17 protein-coding genes are annotated in these 21,036 nt (G+C 40.4%); 5 read left to right on the forward strand and 12 right to left on the reverse strand.

The window, feature by feature from the left end; all coding sequences use genetic code 11:
• Positions 1-132: 132 nt before the first annotated feature.
• Entirely contained in the window at positions 133-1,662 is a 1,530-nt protein-coding gene (locus O9316_RS01755; RefSeq protein ID WP_298204944.1) for a DEAD/DEAH box helicase family protein, read from the reverse strand.
• Positions 1,663-1,796: 134 nt separating this feature from the next.
• Here O9316_RS01755 and O9316_RS01760 point away from each other — a divergent pair, with 134 nt between their 5' ends.
• Positions 1,797-2,084 (forward strand): DUF3817 domain-containing protein, encoded by a 288-nt coding sequence (locus tag O9316_RS01760; protein WP_298204945.1) that lies wholly within the window; start codon positions 1,797-1,799, stop codon positions 2,082-2,084.
• Positions 2,074-3,339, forward strand: coding sequence for a mechanosensitive ion channel domain-containing protein (locus O9316_RS01765; RefSeq protein WP_298204946.1), 1,266 nt, complete (start codon positions 2,074-2,076; stop codon positions 3,337-3,339). Before O9316_RS01760 ends, O9316_RS01765 begins: the two co-directional genes overlap by 11 nt.
• Here the strand turns inward: O9316_RS01765 and O9316_RS01770 are convergent.
• Positions 3,332-3,727, reverse strand: coding sequence for a hotdog domain-containing protein (locus tag O9316_RS01770; protein ID WP_073362248.1), 396 nt, complete (start codon positions 3,725-3,727; stop codon positions 3,332-3,334). The two genes, O9316_RS01765 and O9316_RS01770, sit on opposite strands and share 8 nt — an antisense overlap.
• Before the next feature lie 166 nt (positions 3,728-3,893).
• Between O9316_RS01770 and O9316_RS01775 the strand changes: the two genes are divergently transcribed.
• Together O9316_RS01775 and O9316_RS01780 are read left to right on the forward strand one after the other, a co-directional pair.
• Positions 3,894-5,210 carry an OmpA family protein gene (locus O9316_RS01775; protein ID WP_298204947.1) on the forward strand — a complete coding sequence of 439 codons (1,317 nt, stop codon included), beginning with the start codon at positions 3,894-3,896 and terminating at the stop codon, positions 5,208-5,210.
• A 77-nt stretch (positions 5,211-5,287) separates the two neighbouring features.
• Entirely contained in the window at positions 5,288-5,683 is a 396-nt protein-coding gene (locus tag O9316_RS01780; RefSeq protein ID WP_298204948.1) for a glyoxalase, read from the forward strand.
• A 55-nt stretch (positions 5,684-5,738) separates the two neighbouring features.
• On the opposite strand, the gene O9316_RS01785 is transcribed toward O9316_RS01780, so the two are convergent.
• From O9316_RS01785 to fabG, 9 genes are all read right to left on the reverse strand, one after another.
• Entirely contained in the window at positions 5,739-6,233 is a 495-nt protein-coding gene (locus O9316_RS01785) for a DUF2231 domain-containing protein (protein ID WP_298204949.1), read from the reverse strand.
• Between the two features lie 29 nt (positions 6,234-6,262).
• Positions 6,263-7,381, reverse strand: a complete 1,119-nt coding sequence (locus tag O9316_RS01790) for a VIT1/CCC1 transporter family protein (RefSeq protein ID WP_298204950.1) — start codon at positions 7,379-7,381, stop codon at positions 6,263-6,265.
• Between the two features lie 2 nt (positions 7,382-7,383).
• Positions 7,384-8,502: an efflux RND transporter periplasmic adaptor subunit gene (locus O9316_RS01795; RefSeq protein WP_298204951.1), complete on the reverse strand. Its 1,119-nt coding sequence runs from the start codon at positions 8,500-8,502 to the stop codon at positions 7,384-7,386.
• A gap of 2 nt (positions 8,503-8,504) precedes the next feature.
• Complete coding sequence (locus tag O9316_RS01800; RefSeq protein WP_298204952.1) at positions 8,505-12,839, reverse strand: CusA/CzcA family heavy metal efflux RND transporter; 4,335 nt, start codon at positions 12,837-12,839, stop codon at positions 8,505-8,507.
• A 59-nt stretch (positions 12,840-12,898) separates the two neighbouring features.
• Entirely contained in the window at positions 12,899-14,296 is a 1,398-nt protein-coding gene (locus tag O9316_RS01805) for a HAMP domain-containing sensor histidine kinase (protein WP_298204953.1), read from the reverse strand.
• A complete protein-coding gene (locus O9316_RS01810) occupies positions 14,271-15,161 on the reverse strand; it encodes a cation diffusion facilitator family transporter (RefSeq protein WP_298204954.1) in 891 nt (296 codons plus the stop codon). Before O9316_RS01810 ends, O9316_RS01805 begins: the two co-directional genes overlap by 26 nt.
• Positions 15,158-15,823, reverse strand: coding sequence for a response regulator transcription factor (locus O9316_RS01815; protein WP_298204978.1), 666 nt, complete (start codon positions 15,821-15,823; stop codon positions 15,158-15,160). Before O9316_RS01815 ends, O9316_RS01810 begins: the two co-directional genes overlap by 4 nt.
• 129 nt (positions 15,824-15,952) lie before the next feature.
• Entirely contained in the window at positions 15,953-17,989 is a 2,037-nt protein-coding gene (locus tag O9316_RS01820; RefSeq protein ID WP_298204955.1) for a hypothetical protein, read from the reverse strand.
• A 15-nt stretch (positions 17,990-18,004) separates the two neighbouring features.
• Positions 18,005-18,751, reverse strand: a complete 747-nt coding sequence (gene fabG, locus O9316_RS01825; RefSeq protein WP_298204956.1) for a 3-oxoacyl-[acyl-carrier-protein] reductase — start codon at positions 18,749-18,751, stop codon at positions 18,005-18,007.
• A 155-nt stretch (positions 18,752-18,906) separates the two neighbouring features.
• On the opposite strand from fabG, the gene O9316_RS01830 reads away from it, so the two are divergent.
• Positions 18,907-20,085 carry a cytochrome c peroxidase gene (locus O9316_RS01830; RefSeq protein ID WP_298204957.1) on the forward strand — a complete coding sequence of 393 codons (1,179 nt, stop codon included), beginning with the start codon at positions 18,907-18,909 and terminating at the stop codon, positions 20,083-20,085.
• 77 nt (positions 20,086-20,162) lie between these two features.
• On the opposite strand, the gene sucD is transcribed toward O9316_RS01830, so the two are convergent.
• Complete coding sequence (gene sucD, locus O9316_RS01835; protein WP_287782276.1) at positions 20,163-21,035, reverse strand: succinate--CoA ligase subunit alpha; 873 nt, start codon at positions 21,033-21,035, stop codon at positions 20,163-20,165.
• Position 21,036 lies beyond the last annotated feature (1 nt).

The following is a 21,036-nucleotide window of genomic DNA, read 5'->3' on the forward strand; positions in this document are numbered from 1 at the left end:
GTATAAACATAAATATACTCGATGAAATGCAGTTTTTTGTGAATGTAGTGTCGTTGAATATTTTCTACATGCAACACACATCGATAAATTGATGTATTTCATCGAATTACGATAAAATTCGTAGTACAATTTTCAGGAAAATAATTTTAAACGCATTTTACGTGCGATTTCAAGGACCAATTTTTCTTTGTAATCTTCAATCAACCAAAGGCGGTAATTTTTGGTCGTGTTTCCAAGTAGAACACAATACTGCCGTACGCGATACTCAATATCATCATGCAATTCTTTGGCTAAAAATTTGGCTTGAATCGCATCCTCAGCATTTTCGACACAAATGCGCGCATGTTGTTGTATTGATAAATCAATAACGGTTTTGGCTTTAAGGTTATTTTTTACCGTTTTCTTAAACTCTTCATGAAGATCGAAGGTGAAATCGGTGGTTTTTGCAAACTTTTTACGCAATTCAGGGGGCATTTCGTAGGTGAAATTTCGCTCGATTTCGGCATCATCTCTTAGACTAGCCAGGTAAAATTCGGGCGATTTGAATATTTGTTGCCAATCGACCGGGGCATTCCATAACCCAAAGCGTAAGGCATTGTTGCCTAAATCAATGATGGTAAACTCTTTTTTATCGGGCAAACGTCGGGAGCCCCTTCCTATCATTTGAAAATAAAGCGTTATTGACTTGGTCGCACGATTCAAAATGATGCTTTCAACCGTTGGCTCATCAAATCCCGTGGTTAAAATACTCACTGAGGTTAGAATCGCATCGGGTGTTTTTTTAAACCATTTCAAAATCGATTTTCGTTCATCATTGGGCGTTGTATTGTCGAGGTGACGAATGTTTAAGCCTGCTTTTTTAAACGTTTCAAAGACATACAATGACGTATGTATACCATTGTTGAATATCAATGTTTTTTTACCAAATGATTTTTCCATGTAGGCATGCAGCAATTTTTCCTGCATCATCAAATTGGAATACAATTCATCGGAGGATTTTACGGTGTAATCGCCGTTGATACCAACTTTTAAGGAGGTTAAACCTACGTTGTAACTGTAGGTTGTCGCTTTGGCCAAATACCCTTGATCAATGAGTTCCTGAATGGTGTCGCCTACTATCAATTCGTTGTAATTTTGATACATAGGCAACTTGATATTCGAACTTAAAGGCGTTGCTGTTACGCCCAAAATGAAAGCTTCTTTGAACGCACTGAATAATTTTCGAAACGAATTAAAATGCGCCTCATCGACAATTACTAAACCAACGTCTTGTATCGCTAATTTTTTGTCATTCAAACGATTCTTCAAGGTTTCAACCATCGCCACAAAACAGGCATATTCATCTTGGTCGGGCAACTCTTTGATGGTGCTGTTGATGACTTTGTTTTTTACTTGAAAATGGGTGAGCATTTTTGAAGTCTGTTTACACAATTCAATACGGTGCGTAAGTACGACCACTTTCTTTTGATATTTCTCTAAGTAACGTCGTGTAATTTCAGAAAAGATCACCGTTTTCCCCCCTCCTGTCGGCAATTGATAGAGTAAATGGTAGGGAGCTGGGGCGTGATCGAGACGTTCAAAAATAGCGTTGATGTCACGAATTTGGTAGTCGTAAAGTTCTTTACGGACTTCAAATTCATCGTTATGGAGTAGTTCGGACATCAAAAATGAAATTTTGCAAAAATAACATTAAAAAAGACGTTCCTCCTAATTTTCGACGCGTTTGTTTTGGTTAAATTTTCGATAATTAATTATTATCAAAGGGATCACTCCCCTATTTTTGCCCTCAAAAAAGTATGACAACAATTTTTCGCTGGGTAGCATGGGGCGAAGGACTATCGTATATCGCTTTGTTTATCAATATGCTGTTGATAAAACCCTCAGATTTAACTTTGTATAAAACACTTTTATTTCCCATAGGGATGGCCCATGGGATTTTGTTTATCGCGTATGTTTATCTTGCTTTTGCCCTCAAATCGCAACAAAATTGGAGTTGGAAAGATTTATTTTGGGTAGAATTGGCCTCCTTCCTTCCGTTTGGTACCTTTGTAGCCGAAAAACGTTTTGTGAAAAATGCATCATAAACTGGAATTACTTTACGGTTGGTTATATCCCTTAATCCGAACATTAGGATTTGGAGACACCTTTGCTTCCTATACGAGCCTTATTGTGAATATGATTGAGATGGTTGGGGTGGCCTACATCATCTATTGGATATTTAGATTTACGTTGGTTACTTTTTTAGCGCTAGTCGCGCAGCGAACCAAAACCAACTTCGATGATCTATTGGTCAACAACAAAACGGCAAAATACATTTCCTACCTCATTCCCTTTTTATTTATTTACAAGTCGGTACCTGTTATTTTAGAGGAATATGTGTATTGGGAAGCGTTTTTCGGAAAAGTCGTAGGCGTTTATATCGTGGTGCTCACCTTATGGATTATTCGAAGTATATTGAAGTCCATACGCGATTTTTTGAAAGAAAAACCAAAGTACGCCGATAAACCGATAGACAGCTTTATACAAGTTATCATGATTATGCTTTGGGTATTTGGCTCAGGCGTTATCATTTCGCGTATTTTTGAAATATCGACCAATACTTTGCTCGGAACTCTTGGAGCGGTTTCGGCCTTTGTAATCTTGATTTTTAGGGATACGATTCTCGGATTTGTAGCAAGCGTTCAAGTAGCCACAAACGATATGGTGCGCATTGGCGATTGGATCACCTTCGATAAATATGGTGCCGATGGAGATGTTATCGAAATCAATTTGGCAACTGTAAAGGTTCGAAACTTCGACCATACCACTACCACAATTCCAACCTACAGTCTCATATCTGACTCGTTCCGAAACTGGCGTGGAATGCTAGATTCCGATGGACGTCGTATCAAACGTTCAATCCTGATAAAAGCCAAAAGCATTCGTTTTTTGGAAGAGCACGAACTTCAAAAAATGAAACAAATTCAATTGATTTCCAACTATATCGATACACGCCAACAAGAGATAACGAAGTTTAATGCAGCCCATCAAATCGACAAATCGTTGTTGGTAAACGGACGCAATATGACCAATTTTGGTTTGTTCCGAAAATATATAACGGGCTATTTGGAACAGCATCCCGGCCTCAATAAAAATATGATTTTGTTGTGCCGACAATTGCAACCGACTGCCCAAGGAATTCCTCTTGAAATTTACGCCTTCTCCAAAGATCAGCGCTTTGAACAATACGAATACATTATGGCCGATATTTTTGATCATGTAATGGCCTCAGTCCCCTATTTTGATTTGGAAATATTTGAATTATCATCCACACTGGCTGTCGATACGAACACTAACTAGAGCGATTTAACCGATCGCTGATATACTCTATTTTTGTTTTTCCGTGTGGTTTGGGCTTCCCAAATTCATCAACACCCACCATAGTGATGTGGTCGATGGTAATAATGGTTTCACGCGTCATCATGTTGCGCACTTCACAAGTTAGCGTTAGTGAAGTGGTTCCAAATTTCAAAACATCAATACCAATTTCAACAATATCGCCTTGTCGAGCTGAACTCCGAAAGTTGATTTCTGACATGTGTTTGGTCACTATGCGAGGTGTCTCGAGTTGAATGATGGCATAAAGCGCAATTTCTTCGTCAATCCAGGCTAATAATCGACCGCCAAACAAGGTGCTGTTCGGATTTAAATCTTCGGGTTTGACCCATTTTCGGGTGTGGAATCGCATAACTAATTCGCATTTAATTTATTAACAGAATTATACTATAGGTATTTTTCTTACAATTGTTAATGATTGTGTTGGTAAAAATACGGAATCTTTTAACACTTTTTGTTGGCTATTTGCTTCAAAGGCTTATATTTGCAACTCAAAGTATAAATTTAACCTATACCGTATGAAGAAAATTACTTTGTTGTCTTTAGTATTGGCTACTTCTGTCGCTCTAAATGCACAAAAAAAGGAGGTTGCTAAAGATACTGTTTCCTCTTCAGAATTCAACCGTTGGACTATTGAAGCCTCTGTAGGGCAAGCGAAAGGTGTTAAACCGTATGCACCAGGTTATTTTTCAAGTGATCCAGGTACCTTCTTTGGTAAACCACAAGCGAACAGTTTTGCCTTAGCGGGTCGTTATATGTTTAGCCCTAACTTCGGTTTCAAAGGAGCACTTCACTTCGAAGAAATTAGAAATATTAAAGGAAATGGAAGTTTACCTTTCAAAATGCAACAATTTGGAGTATCCATCCAAGGGGTGGTGAACCTAAGTCGTTTGTTTGGCATTCAAGAAACACTGAATCGCTTTGGATTATTGGCACATGCTGGTATTAAAATCGATGCGATGACTTCAAAAACTAAAAATATTGTTGAAAACGATCACAACTACAATGTTACGGAATGGAATGGTGGTTTAGTCGTTGGGATTACCCCCCAATTCAGAATTACCAATCGTTTGGCAGCCATGTTGGATATCACGGTACAAAACAACTACCGTCAGCATTTCAACTGGGATGGTACCTACGCTGATATCACCAACAACTTAAACGGTCAGATGATTTCTGGAACCATTGGTTTATCGTATTCCTTCGGTGCTAATGATATGCATGGTGATTGGGCTACTATCCGTGATAAAAAATCGGAAGAAATTGAAGCGTTAGGTAAGCGTGTAGACGATATGGAGACGTTGATGAACGATACCGACAAAGACGGTGTGCCGGATTACTTAGACCAAGAGAACAATTCAGTAGCTGGTGTAGCTGTGGATACCCGTGGTAAGATGGTGGATATGAATCGTAACGGTGTACCGGATGAATTGGAGCGCTACGTCGACAAATCAACCAAAGAGATTTCAGAGAAGTCCAATGTAGATATGGTTAAAAAACTGATCAACGAAGGCTATGTTACTACGTATTTCGACACCAATAAGTCAACACCAACCAACGTATCTACGGAAGGTATTGATTTCATGTTGACGTATTTACGTAACTTCCCTGAAGCTAAAATTGACATTATCGGACATGCGGATGAAATTGGTTCTTCGGCATACAACAATAATTTAGCGAACAAACGTGCTGAAGCTGTAAAAGCAATCCTAGTGAAAGCGGGGATCAGTGCTGATCGTATGAACGTTGTGGTTCAAGGAGAAGATACTTCGGTAGATCCGAACTCCGATGGCGCACGTAAACTGGTACGTCGTGTTACATTCCGTGTGAAGTAATTAACAAAAAGCTATTAATAACTACTAAAGCCTCTGCTTCAACGCAGGGGCTTTTTTAGTTACCTTTAAAAGAAAAAATGGAACCCAGAGACCCCAGCTTGATGGAATTGCGCGGCGAAGCCATTGGCACCATTACCCCTTTCTCTTCCTCTGAAGAGGTTTTTCAAAATCAAACACTTCGTCCAATCTTGAAGTTGCAAAATGATTTGTTCATTGAGGTTTTTCGAAATTATGCCGTCAAGCAAAAGAATGTGTTTTTTGACTTATCACCCGATAAAAAAATGGCGTATATCGAAAATGTCATCCAACGGGACATTAAATTTAGAAACTCCCTCAAAGGCATTGTCATAGGTTTGTTTACGGTCAACGAATACCGGGATTATATTCAAAATTCTTCCAATTTAAACAAACGAATGATGAACATGCTCATCGAACGCCTGAAAAGTCAAATCCAACTTTTTGAACACGCATAAAAAAAACGGACGCTCCTAAGAACGTCCGTTTTTTATAGCCTCAAAGTTCACCTATTTACTCGTCATGGCCTTTAGGGGCTGTTTCTTGAGTGGCTGAACTTTGTGTTGAAGCTTCGCGAATTTCCGTGTGACGAATCTCGCCCCCACTGGTACCCGTTAAACTTCCCAAAATCATTCCTGCAATAGCGACTAGTGTTGCCAAAACCGCCACCCATTTTGCTTTGGCATTTTCTTTTGTGTTCATATACCAACCTGCCAAGGAAATTCCGCCTAAGGCATACATAACCAATGCCATTTTTTCAGCGATTTCCTCATGTTCATGGATGATATCGTGTCCAATTTCGGGCAGTTCTTCTACAATCTCTTCAGCACCCTCACCAGTTTGCATACTGACTAAAGTGGTTATAGCGCTGATAATGAATAAAAAATAAGCCGTGTTTTGTAATGTTTTGTTGCGAAAAACCAAACTGCCTACCAAGAGTAAAAATCCAAAAATTACGCCCACAATAGGAAAATGATTGACTACCAAATGTAAATGTGCTTCGTTCATAAGTAAAATATATAAAAATTAAAATTGTATTATCCAGCCAATTGCACGCCTATCAATGCCCCAATGCCATACGTTATTGCGGCTGCGGTTAACCCAAATAGGATTTGTCTCATCCCCGAAAACCAAATCGATTTTCCCGTAAACAAGGTGATGGAGGCTCCAATAGTAAACAAACCTACCACACTCGATGCTAAACTAAGCAATACCGCTTGATGCCCCGAAAGGATAAAGAATGGAAAAAGAGGAATAATCGCACCGAAGGCAAACAAAATAAAAGAGGTAATCGCAGCTTCCCAAGCCGAACCGCCTAACTCGTCTTTGTCAATGCCTAATTCTTCAACAATTAGGGTATCTAAAGCCGATTCAGGTGTGGCAAATGCTTTATCTGCCAATTGCTGTGCTTCTTTTTCAGACAACCCTTTCGCCTGATACAACAAAACCAACTCTTTCTTTTCTTCTTCGGGGGAGGCTTCGAGTTCGCTCATTTCCAAGTCAATTTGCCGTTTGTGTAATTCGCGTGAACTTTGCACTGATAACCATTCACCCAAAGCCATCGAAATAGCTCCCGCCAACAAGCCCGCAATTCCCGTTAATAAAATTGTATCATTTTGTGCCGCAGCACCTGCAACTCCCATCACTAAACTCATGTTGGATACCAACCCATCGTTGGCGCCCAACACTGCCGCACGAAGCGCATTTCCTCCTACCGATTTGTGCCGACTTTCCAACTTCGAAAGCAAACCTCCCGATACATTTAGGGCTTCGTTTGCACTAACCGCTTCAATGATCCGCAAATGGTTGTGTTCAAATCCTGAAACCGGTTCTCCTGTTTTTTGCTTACTTCGTACCGATGAAGTTGCCATTTGCTTTTCTACACTAGCCAAACTACTAATTATGGCATTGTAGCCAAATAGTTTACCCAAACGCAATTGTAATCGCGCGCGTCGAGAAGGCTTAGGAAAAATAGCTTGTGCATTTCCCTGTAACAATTCTTTATAAAAATGATTGGCGTGTGCATCCTCAATTGCCGCTAACGCCTCTAAAACTTTCTGCAAATTCGCATCCGTTTGCACCGCTGCAATACTTCGGTACAAAAATGCCGTGTCGACTTCGGTTTGCAGTTGTGTTTCTAGTTGCGATGCGTTCATGCTTAGTTGGTTACATCAAAAACTCCTTTAACCAGAAGTTTCGCTTTGGGATTAATTTTTCCTTTCAATATTATTTCCACAAAATCCTCGGAGGTACCGCCCAGTTGAACAGGCACTTTGGTAAAATGGAATCCTTTGGCATCTTTGTGATGAAATAAAAGTACAAAATATTTGTCATTCGTTTTTCCTACCGCGTCTTTCGGAATTGCATACCCTTTTTTGCGATCAATCACGATACGAGCATCAACAAACATTCCTGTTAGTAGTTCTTGTTTTTCTTTTTCATCCAAATGTCCGTGTACGTTGGTAGTGCGCTCAGTACCTTCTATTGATTTACCTATCAAATGAACACTTCCTGTATATTCTTTTTGAGATGCTTCAGGAACAGTAAACTTGATCAACTGATTTTCTTTTACTTGTAAAATATCTTTTTCAAAAACACTCAATTCGACATGCAATTCGCGGGTATTGACAATTTCCATTAACGATTCCGACGGATTGACAGCCATTCCGACAGTTGCATTTACCGCAATTACATCACCCGAAATTGGAGCATACAACGTAATTGTTGAAGCTATTTTACCCTGCTCAACTGCATTGGGGTTAATATGCAACATCACCAACTTTTGCCGCAATGTTTGGTATTGACCCAAAGCCGTTTTATAGTCGCTTTCGGCTTTTAAGTAATTCTTTTGTGAGGTAATTTTTTCATCGTATAAGGTTTTTTGCCGTGTGAATTCCGACTTTAAAAAAGAAATCTGTCGGGCTACGGTGAGATACTCTTTCTGCATATCGACCACCTCGGGACTTTCAATAGTCAATAACGCCTGTCCTTTTTGCACCTTATCCCCTATCAACAGGTTGGAAGACTTCACAAACCCTCCGATATAAGTTGTGATTTTTGCCCGATTTTTTGGAGGAACATCTATTCTTCCCGAAGCTTTGATGGTGACATCGAAATCCTTGAAAACAGGCGTACTCAGGGCCATCTCCATGGTATTAAATTGCTGTTGTGACACGGTTACATAGCCTGTATCTTGCGCTATTTCCTCAGAAGTAGTCGATTCGTTTTTACACCCTAGTGCGAGTAAAATCAGCGGTATTACGATTATTTTTTTCATAATTAAGGAAGTGTCAAATACTGTAATTGATAATGAAGGGCATTATAATGGTAAACCGCATCCAAATAGGCGGCACGAATTTCGGTTGCATTCTCCAAACTGATGATGTATTGAAAAAAGTCAATTTCACCTTGTTTAAAACTTCGATCGGCTACTTTGGTAATTTCATCGGCCAATTGTTTCCCGGTATCCTGGTAATATTGCATGGCTTTTTGATACCGTTCAAGTTCTTTTTGTTGGGCTTTGATCGTTTGCGCTAAACGTTGAATGTCATGCTGCTTCTGAAATTCCCAACGTTGTTGCTCCAATTGCGCTGTTTTTATTTTGGCTTGCGTAGCCCCAAAAAATAAGGGAACAGAAACCCCTACTTGAAAGCCATACAATGAGGATGATAATCCGTTGTTTCGGCCTTGAAAGTATTCCAAACTCAAATCGGGCAACCAGCCTTGTTTTTGTAGCGCAATAGTACGATTGTTTACATCACTAACTTTTTGAAAATAAAACTCGTAAAGGCTTTTATTTGAACTATAATCCAATTCCATTATGGGTTCTAATTTTTTTGTAGCAACCCTAGGAACCTCTTTATCTTGTAACACCGCATGCAACCGAGCATACGTGGCCTCTAGTGCCATATCCAATTGTTCCAACTTAGTGTGGATTTGACGATACTTGCTCTCAGCGGTAATTTTTTCCAAATAATTGCTTTCACCCAATTCAAATTTTCGTCCACTGGCTTTAGAAAAATTTTGATACAAACTATCCAAATAGCGATACATTTCTTTTTGATGATTCAAATAGACCAAGGTATTATAATGCTGTGCAACTTCCTGAAAAATGGCTACCTTTTGGATTTCAAAAGCTGCTTTCTCTTTTTCATATTCGGCTTCCAGCACTTTTCGTTGTGCTCCATACACTGTAGGAAAACTAAACTGTTGCTGCACACCAAAGACTTTTATAGGAATATCGTTTAAGGCTAAATTATTTTGATCATAGCTGTAATACAACGTAGTTTTGTCAATAGAATAGGCCGTTTTGATAGCAGCTTTTGCACGTTCAACATCGATATTCTTCGCTTTGAGTGCTGCATTGTTGGTCGTTGCTATTTCCAACAATCCCGCCAACTCGGTATTTTTTTGTTGTGCAAAACCCCAGAAAGATGAAAAAAATAGCGCCAAGACAAGTAATTTGGTATTGACTTTTAATTTGGCTTTTTTCGTTTCTTTAGTATCTAAAACTTTATATAAAACGGGTAATACAATCAGGGTCAAAATGGTAGCGGTCAACAATCCCCCGATGACTACGGTGGCGAGTGGACGTTGCACTTCAGCGCCTGCCGAACTTGAGATGGCCATAGGTAAAAATCCCAATGCAGCCGCAGCAGCGGTCAACAGCACGGGCCGCAATCGATCGGAAGTTCCTTTTAAAATTAAGGCATTAATATCTTGCATTCCTTCTTTTTTAAGTTCTTTAAAATGTTCGATCAACACAATTCCATTAAGTACTGCTATTCCAAATAAAGCGATGAAACCGACCCCAGCCGAAATACTAAATGGCAAATCACGCAGAAACAAAAACAGGATCCCTCCTACCGCCGATAAAGGAATAGCCGAATAAACCATCAAGGCTTCGCGTACCGATTGAAACGCAAAATACAACAATACAAAAATGAGGAAAAGCGCGATGGGAACCGCAATCAATAAACGCGCTTCAGCACTTTTTAGATTTTCAAATTGCCCGCCATAGGTAATGTAATATCCCGATGGTAATTTAATTTGGGTTTGAATTATTTTCTGAATATCATCGACTACACTTTGCATGTCGCGGTTGCGAACATTGATTCCCACGACAATACGGCGATGGGTGTTGTCACGAGATATCTTAGCCGGCCCCTCGGTGTATTCGATTTTGGCTAACTGAAAAAGAGGGATTTGCTCTCCTTGCGGTGTGGTGACATAGAGATTGCGTAAATCCTCTATACTTTGACGGTTATTTTGATCCAAACGAATGACCAAATCAAACCGTTTTTCACCCTCAAAAACAGTGCCCACACTTTTTCCAGCAAATCCCAACGAAATCAAGTCGTTAAGGGCTTCAATATTCATTCCGTAACGCGCTATTTTGGCACGATCGTATTGTACTGACATTTGGGGTAAACCTTCTGTTTTTTCAACAATGATATCTGAAGCACCTTCTACATTTTTTATCGCATTTTTTATGGCAAGCGCACGTTCAGCCAACACATTTAAGTCTTCACCAAAAATTTTTATCGCTACATCGCTACGTGTTCCCGAGATCAATTCGTTGAACCGCATTTCAATGGGCTGTGTAAATTCAATTTCAATATTTGGTATATGTTGTTCAACAGCCGTTTTAATCTTATCTGCCAATTCGTCTTTGGTTGTAGCCGAGGTCCATTCCCTTTGGGGTTTCAATTTTACAATCACATCACTTTCCTCCATACTCATCGGATCGGTCGGTACTTCGGCCGCACCAATACGACTTACCACTTGTTCAACCTCAGGGAAGTTCTTTAGAATTGTTTTTTCAATTTCGGTGGTAATGGCAATGGTTTTTGATAAAGAGGTTCCGGTTTTCAAAACGGGTTGTATCACAAAATCGCCTTCATCCAAGGTGGGAATGAACTCTCCTCCCATCGTTGTAAAAAGTCCAACAGTCACTAGCAGCAACGCACCCGCTCCGTACAGTACTTTTTTGGTGTTATCAAGTGCCCATCGAATCGTTGGTAAATACCACGAATTTAATCGGCGAATCAAACGAACCGTAAAGGAGTCTTTGGATTCTTCCTCCGGTTTCAAAACCAAAGAGGCCACAACGGGAACATAAGTGAAACAAAACAACATAGCTCCTATCAAGGCAAAACTGAAAGTCATCGCCATGGGTTTAAACATTTTGCCTTCTACGCCCGACAAGGATAAAATGGGAATAAAAACGATAAGAATAATCAACTGTCCAAAAACTGCCGAGTTCATCATTTTGGAAGCACTTTTGAAGGTAATCGCATCGACTTGAAGTTGCTGTTCTTCCTTGGTTAAATGTTTTAAATGCTTGGCTTTGTGCGCAATTTGAAAGGCGATAAACTCCACGATAATAACAGCTCCATCGATGATGATTCCAAAATCGATAGCCCCTAAACTCATCAAATTGGCATCGATATCAAAAACATTCATAAACGAAATGGCAAACAACAAACAAAGCGGGATCACTGAAGCGACGACCAATCCCGACCGCCAATTCCCTAACAAAAGTACCACAACAAAAATGACAATCAAACACCCCAAAATCAAGTTTTCGGTTACTGTAAATGTTGTTTTCCCAACCAATTCAGAACGTTCAATAACGGGATTGATATACACGCCCTCGGGTAACGATTGCTGTAACGATGCAATTCGTGTTTTGACCTCTTGAATCACCTGTTTGGAGTTACCTCCTTTCAACATCATAATTTGCCCCATCACTTTCTCTCCTTGCCCATTGCCCGTAATGGCTCCGAAACGATTGGCATGACCAAATCGAATTTGCGCTACATCTTTTACATAAATCGGCACTCCATTCTTGTTGGTAACTACGATATTTCCAATATCCTCGAGGGATTGAACTTTACCTTCTCCCCGTATAAAATAGCTTTGATTGACCTTTTCAATATAGGCACCTCCGGCAACACTATTGTTTAATGACAATGCTGTAAATACCTCTGATGTAGCAATTTGCATCGCTTTGAGTTTGGCCGGATTGATGGCTACTTCATACTGTTTTAAGTAGCCTCCCCAGGTGTTGATTTCGACCACTCCTTTAATCCCCGACAATTGCCTTTTGACCAGCCAATCCTGAAGGGTGCGTAAGTCGGTGGCATCGTATAACTCTTTATAACCGGGTTTAACTTCAAGCGTATATTGATAAATTTCTCCCAATCCCGTAGTAATCGGTCCCATTTGCGGCGTACCAAATCCTGGAGGTATCTTTTCAGAAGCGGCAATAATTTTTTCGGCAATCAATTGTCGGGGCAAATAGGTTCCCATATCGTCTTCAAAAACAATGGTAACCACAGAAAGTCCAAATTTTGAAATGGAACGAATCTCTTTTACTCCCGGCAAATTGGCCATTTCAATCTCTACAGGATAGGTAATAAACTGTTCGATATCTTGGGTCGAAAGATTGCGCGACGTAGTAATAACTTGTACTTGATTATTGGTAACATCGGGTACGGCACCAATAGAGATTTGAAAGACAGAATGTATACCAAAACCAACGATGATTGAGGTAAATAGTAAGACAATAAGTTTGTTTTTTAAACTAAAAGCAATGAGTCTTTGGAGCATAATTCATCTTTTGTGCTACAAAGGTAGCTGAACCCAAGCAGAAAAAAATTAAGAACGGCTTAATTTTCGGCAGAAAAAAACAAGAAAATCGAGGTACCTCCTCCCTCGTTAGAGTCGAGTGAAATTTGAATACCCAAAAGTTCACACAAGCGACTTACAATCGACAAACCCAGTCCGTGTCCCTTGATTTCGGGTTGATCTTGGGCGGCTTTACTGCGGTAAAACGGTTGAAAAACGGTTGCCCATTCGACTGGATTAATACCCATACCTTGATCTTTGAGGCACACTAGCGTTCCGTTGAACTGCGATTGAATGGTGACTTCAATCGTACTTTTTGCTGGAGAATACTTTAAGGCATTGGACACCAGATTGTGGAGGATTATAGTTAGAAAATATCGGTCACTGGCCACTTCAAAAATGTCGGTATACGACTCTTTGATATGGATTTGTTTGTCCCTAATTTTGGCGTCAAAATGTGTCCAACACGAACTGATAATTTCGTTTAAAACAAGGGGTTCTACAGTTATGGATTGTTTTTGATTTTCCAAACGCGCTAACACCAATAATTGCTCGATCATCGAATTTATACGATCGACTTCCGTTATACAGTGGCTAATTTTTTGATTGTACTCCTCTACCGATCGTGGTTTTCGTTGCAATACTTCCAGCGTGCCTCGAATAACTGCCAAAGGAGTTCGCAATTCGTGAGAGGCATCAGAGGTAAACTGCTTCTCGCGTTCTACGGCTTGTTCAATGCGATCCAAAAGGGCATTTATCGTATCCGTCAAAGTAAAAATTTCATCTCGATTGGCCGGTGGTGTTATACGCGATTTTAAATTGTCACGGGTAATCATTCGAGCGGTTGAAATCACATTCTGAATGGGTCGAATACTTCTGCCGGCAATGGATCGTGCGATGAGAAATAAAATGAAAAGGATCGTGGGATAGGCCAATACCAAAATGACAAACAAATTGTGAAGCACCGACAAGCCATCGACCAAAGACATAGCAATAATAAGATAGCCTATTTTTTCACCTTTTTCATAGAGTGGAACTTGAATTTGCCGAATTTGATTGCCTTCCAACTGGCAGTCGTACAGCGTTTTGTCTTCCTGTTCGGGATGAATCTTTAATACATGTTTTTTGAGATTCGGTGATTTTTCAAAAACCTTCCCTAACGTATCGGAAAACTGAATAAATACTGGATTTACATCCAATGTATTGTGCTCACGTTCCCGCCATTCCTCCTCATGTTCAATTTTAATAACACCTTGTTGTACAGAAATTTCTGAGAGGTGTTTTTTGACCTCTGTTTGTATATCGCGATCCAAATCGTGGTAAACCGTAATTTTTACGATACTGTAAACCGCCAAAAACGCTACAAATACCAAAATGGCCGTAGTGAGAATGTAGTAAAATGCAATACGGTTTTTAAGTGTTCCAGCGAATTTCATCATGGGGCTCGATATGAATTAAAACATGTCCTAATTGGGGTAAGCTTTCTCGAAGCGCGTCTTTTAAGGAGTGTGCCAAATCGTGACCTTCTTTCACCGTCAAATTTCCATCGACTACTGCATGAAGATCGACATGGTATTTCATGCCCGCTTTTCGAATAAAGCATTTTTCGGTGGTGATAATTCCTGGAACAAGAAGGGCTTTACGTCGAATTTCATCCACCAAATCATCGTAAAAATGTTCGTCCATAATTTCCCCCAAAGCGGGACGAAAAATGCGGTAACTGTTGTAGACAATAAAAATCGAGGCCAACAGTGCCGCCCAATCATCGGCAGCTTCATACCCAGGCCCCATGGAGAGTGCAATAGCAATACCCGCAAAAGCTGCTAGCGACGTCAAAGCATCACTGCGATGGTGCCATGCATCGGCTTTTAAGGAAGAACTATGAATGAGTTTACTTTTTTGGATTACAATGCGGTATGACACTTCTTTCCAAAGGATGATTCCGCCCAACACGACCAATGTAAAAGGATGGGGCAATGCATGCGGATGTTGAATGTTTTGAATGCTTTCATGCGCGATGAATGCTGCGGATCCCACCAAAAAAACAACTACCAAAAAGGTTACTAAAGGTTCGATTCTCCCATGTCCATAGGGATGGTTGGCATCGGCAGGACGATTGGCATATTTTATCCCTAACAAAACCAAAAGAGAGGCAAAAATATCGGTCGTGGACTCGATTGCATCTGCGATAAGCGCATACGAATTCCCTAGAATGCCGCTGATTGCTTTAAGTAGCGCCAACAGTACATTCCCAAGAATGCTGAAATAAGTAGTCTTGACGGCTATGTCGGTTGATTTATTCATAGTGCTTCGGCCATATACCCTACGCCACGAACGGTTTTTAAATAATCGCTGTCTTTGGTGAGTTGTAACTTTTTTCGAATGGCATTCATAAATACATCAATGACGCCTGAATCGTATTCAAAATGGATATGCCAAACTTGTTCAATAATTTGATTTCGGGTGCAAACTTTTCCTTTATTTTTCACCAAAAAAAGGAGCAGTTCAAACTCGCGCTGGGTGAGTACAATTTCTTCATTCAGATTGAAAACCTTGTAGCGGTGGGGTTCCAATCGAAAAGGGCCTAAGGTAAAAATCTCGGCCACCTGTGTATTTCTGAAATGAACCTTGATACGCTCGAGTAGTTCTTCAAAACTAAAGGGTTTTTTAATATAATCATTGGCGCCCGCTTGGAGTCCTTCTATCGTTTCTTGCACAGTATCTTTGGCTGTCAAAAATAAAATGGGAGTTTCAACATCTTTGGCACGAATGGTTTTACATAACTCCAAGCCGTTCATTTTGGGCAACATCCAATCCAGAAGGTACAAATCAAAGGGGGTTTCATGAACCCTTTTGAGCCCTTGCACTCCATCGAGAGCGTGCGTTACTTGAAAGCCTTCCTCTTGTAACCCTTGCTGAATAAAGTCAGCGATGCCTTGTTCGTCCTCAACCAACAAAATCTTCATGGCTTTTTTTTGTAAAGGTAACATAGGACAAAAGTTTACGGTGAAACGGTTGTTCTAAATTAAGCAAATATTAAGGGAGTCGATAGAAAAAAAGGAAATAAAATTATGTATGTTAGTTACAATTCAACGCTAAAGCATCCCGTTGTACTTGCGAATAAACCATTCTGCAGCCAACAATACGGTAATTAGGAGCAACAACCAAGTCCATTCAATCAATGGCGATTTGACCACTTGTTCCTTTTGAATGGGCTGATAATTGGGATCAGCAATCAATTTTTCAATCAATTGATTGATTTGACTCGGAACGTAAACCCTTCCTTGCGTATGTTGTGCCAACTGCTTTAATTGGTCTACATTGGGATTAACAAACTGTTTTTCAATGTTAAAATCCAAAACTTCAAACGCCCCACTATAAAGAGTATTGGTGTTCAATTCGCGCACTGTGAAGGCATATTTTCCGGGTGTTAACCCTTCTAAGTCTACTTTATAATATTGGTTGGACAACAACAAATCGTATTGCTTTTTTTGTTGGTTCTGTTTGTTAACCAATGTGATACTTAACCGCGCTTTGGCATCAAATTCATAATTTTTATTAAAAAATTGAGCTGTAATTTCGAGCGGATCCCCCGAATTATAAAACCGTTCGTGATTGACGACCAACGATTTTCTAGCATCATTTGAGGCAAGATACTGCATTGTTTTGTCCAAAAATTGGTCAAATGGTTCAAACGATTGTTTAGCAACAAAGACATGGGCCCGCCATTTCCAAATGTTTTCACCGAGAAGCATAGCACTTCGTTGTCCCTCATTTTCTGTGAAAAACCATAACGGATCTCCAGTTCCTATAGTGCGTATGCGCGACTCCAAAAGCGGTTGGACGCTCGAGCTTATGGATACATTGCCAAAAGGATTCTCTAAGGGTGGAAATTGTTCAAATCCGATATCCTCCGAAGCAAAGAGGGAAAAATCTGAACGATACGACGCTTGATAATCCTCTTTTTGACTAGACATTTTAAAGGTGGCTGCTTTTTGCATTTGATTTAAAAAACCAAAATCGGTATGATTTCCGGTGATGATAAACGTATTCAATCGCTGGGTTTTATTGGCTTCCCAAACCGATTTAAAACGAGCCGTGGGTTGGTACAACAGCAAAATATTGTATTTCTGCAAATCACTTGCATTCTGAGGCTTAAGCAAGGTTACTTTTCGTTGTGCATTCGATTCAATGCTCCGTTTCAATACGCCAAGGTCGGGATGCTCTATTTCTGAAATCAAAGCGACTTCTGTTCGTTGATCAATCACATCAACCGCAAATCGTTGGGTATTGTTGTAGGTGTTTTTCTCCTTTTCATTCGAGGAAATGTTTACGGAATACGTTTGCACTCCAAGTACATTGGCCGGTAACAAAGCGTTGACCACTTGAGCACGTTTGTTGGGTGAAAAGGATAGCGCTTGACGATATACTACCGAAGTGCCCTTTCGTATCGAAAACGTGGCTTGAAGAGGCTTTGTTCCGTTATAATTGACAAAAATTTCTACGGGAAATTGATTTTTGTAAAAAGCATACTTATTCGCATTTACTTTGGCAATGCGTAGGTCTAAATACTGAGTAGTATCGCCCATAATCACAGGAAAAACCTTATGATCGGCCTGAAAACCAAAAACATAATCACTGCCTGACGTTTGATTCCCGTCCGTGAGTACAATAGTTGTATACGGTAAATTTTTATACAAATTATGTACGGTAGGTCCGACGAGATCCAAACGCGACGCTTTACCTTGATACGTTAAACTACTATCGTCAAAAAAAGTGCGGCTCTCGGAGTCGACATAAAACGATTGAATATCAAATTTGTCTCGCAATTGTGTATTGGAAGTGATTTTTTTCCAAATTTCTTTTGAGGTCTCTTGAGCTCCTAATTCTTTGATTGAGGACGAATTATCCACAACAACAGCCAAAGGAGGTTTTTGAATTTGCAAAGTTGATCGTCGAATAATCGGATTAATCAGTAAAAGGAGTAATCCAAAAATGGCCAAAAAACGCAAAAAAGCCAAAACCTTCACCGTTAGGTTAACAGTTTTAGCTTTATAAATATAATGAAAATACGACAAGCCACCCGCTACAATAAGCGCTAGCACAAGCCATAACAAGGTGTTTATCGCCATATATTAGTATAAAAATTAGGTTAGCATCCCTCCATCTACATTAAGGACTTGTCCCGTGACATAGGCACTCATGTCGGAGGCTAAAAACAAACAAGCATTGGCTACGTCTTCGGGCGTACCGCCGCGTTTTAACGGAATTGAATCACGCCATCCTTGCACTACATCGGGATTTAATTTGGCTGTCATTTCGGTTTCAATAAAACCCGGTGCAATCGCATTGCAACGAATGTTTCGCGAACCGAGTTCCAAAGCAATCGATTTGGTGAATCCGATCATTCCCGCTTTGGATGCTGCATAATTCGCCTGACCCGCATTTCCTTTTACACCAACCACACTACTCATGTTGACAATAGAACCGTTGCGGTTTTTCAACATGATTTTTTGAACCGCCTTGGTCATATTGAAAACAGATTTTAAGTTGATTTCAATGACTTTATCAAAATCCTCTTCACTCATTCGCATCAACAAATTGTCTTTGGTAATTCCCGCATTATTAATCAAAACATCAACGGTACCAAAATCGGCAATTACGGCATCGACCAATTGTTGCGCCTCTTCAAAACTCCCAGCATTCGATTGATAGCCTTTTGCTTTAACCCCTAGAGCAAGCAATTCATTTTCTAAAACCAAAGCCGACTCGGCAGAGGAACTGTATGTAAATGCCACATGGGCTCCTTGTTGCGCAAAAACCTTTGCAATACCACTTCCAATCCCACGGCTGGCCCCCGTGATGATGGCTACTTTACCTTCGAGTAATTTCATGTGTGAATGATTTAATATCGATTAACAAAGTGTCAAATATAACGAATAATTGCGCGTTGAAAAAAATCTTTAACGTCCAGTAAACCTTTTTGTGTAATTCAAGTCTAATCAATTATTCACTGCTTTTTGCTGTGTCAAAACCAACCTAACCTAGTATGAAACGAATTACGCTAACTCTATTGATTGGCTTTCTAGCGCTTTCTTGTCAAAAAAGCGAAGACTATGTAGCCGTTCCCGCTTATCCTGCCGTTGAGGCAACTTTTGGAACTAACCTTGATTTGGATAATTTGGCCAACTATGCCAATCAACCCATTCCGAGTTACATCACCAAGTTTAACGGACAAACCAATCCCATTACCAACAAAGGAGCAACTTTAGGACGGGTATTATTTTACGACAAAAAACTGTCGTCCAACAATAGTATTTCTTGTGCCTCTTGTCACCAACAAGCGAATGCATTTAGTGATGGACTTGTAGCGAGTTCAGGCGTCAATGGTTTAACGGAACGTCATTCGATGCGATTAATCAATACGCGATTTTCGATTGAATCTAAGTTTTTCTGGGATGAACGTGCTGCTTCCCTTGAAGCTCAAACCACCCAACCCATTCGAAATCATGGTGAGATGGGCTTCAGCGGCACGAATGGCGATGAGGATTTTTCGGCCTTGATTACCAAACTTAATGGATTAAGTTACTATCAAGAGCTTTTTCAGTTTGTGTACGGTTCCCCCGAAATTACTGAGGCAAAAATTCAAAATGCCCTTGCGCAATTTATCCGCAGTATTCAATCGTTTGACTCCAAATACGATCAAGGGCGCAATCTAGTAGCCAATGATGGTGTTCCTTTTCCCAATTTTACCAATCAAGAAAATATGGGGAAAAATTTATTTTTGACACCTCCGCTGTTTGATGCGCAAGGGATTCGTACCGGCGGTGGATTGGGTTGTGCGGGCTGTCATGCGGCTCCTGAATTTGATATCGCACCCAACAGTGGTAACAATGGAATTATCGGAACACTTGCTGGAAGCGGTATTGACATTCATGTTACCCGCGCTCCTAGTTTACGCGATTTAGTAAAAACCGACGGAACCGTTAATGGTCCCATGATGCATACCGGCGTGATTCTCTCGCTTCAGGCTGCGATAGGACATTATGGTACGATTAATTTAGCTCCAGGCAATACCAACCTTGACCCCAAACTGCGCCCTAACGGATTTGGGCAACAACTCAATTTGAATCAACAGGAGGTGAATGCAGTTATCGCTTTTATGCGAACGTTGAGTGGGACAAATGTCTACACGGATATAAAATGGTCGAATCCATTTCCGAATTAAATTCGAAAGACAAATAGGAATAAAACAAAAAATCCCGCTCGATTACAGCGGGATTTTGTTTATGCAAGAATGGAGAATTAGCCCAATACTTCTTTTACTTTTTTACCAATTTCAGCTGGAGAATCCACCACGTGAATTCCACATTCTCTCATGATGGCTTTTTTTGCAGCAGCGGTATCGTCAGACCCACCTACAATAGCACCAGCATGACCCATGGTACGTCCTTTGGGAGCGGTTTCACCTGCAATGAATCCCACTACAGGTTTGCGATTACCGTCGGCTTTAATCCAACGAGCAGCGTCGCCTTCCAACTGACCACCGATTTCACCAATCATAATGATGCATTCCGTTTCAGGATCATTCATCAATAATTCGACCGCTTCTTTGGTGGTGGTTCCAATAATGGGGTCACCTCCAATACCAATCGCAGTAGTGATACCGTATCCTTGGCGAACCACTTGATCAGCGGCTTCATAGGTTAACGTTCCCGACTTGGAAACGATACCCACATTCCCTTTTTTGAAAACGAAACCAGGCATAATACCCACTTTTGCTTCTTCAGGAGTAATTACCCCAGGACAGTTGGGTCCGATTAAGCGACACGATCTATTTTTGATATAGTCATAAGCTTTCATCATATCTGCGACAGGAATACCTTCTGTAATGGCAATGATTACTTTGATCCCAGCATCAGCCGCTTCCATAATCGCATCAGCAGCAAAGGCAGGGGGAACAAAAATAATCGACGTATCGGCTCCAGCTTGGTCTACAGCATCTTTAACGGTATTGAATACAGGACGATCTAAGTGGGTAGTTCCTCCTTTACCTGGAGTAACACCACCGACTACATTGGTGCCGTATTCAATCATTTGAGACGCGTGAAAAGTACCTTCACTACCGGTAAAACCTTGAACGATTATTTTGGAATTTTTATTGACTAAAACACTCATG

Source organism: Flavobacterium sp., from assembly GCF_027533505.1.
GTDB lineage: Bacteria > Bacteroidota > Bacteroidia > Flavobacteriales > Flavobacteriaceae > Flavobacterium.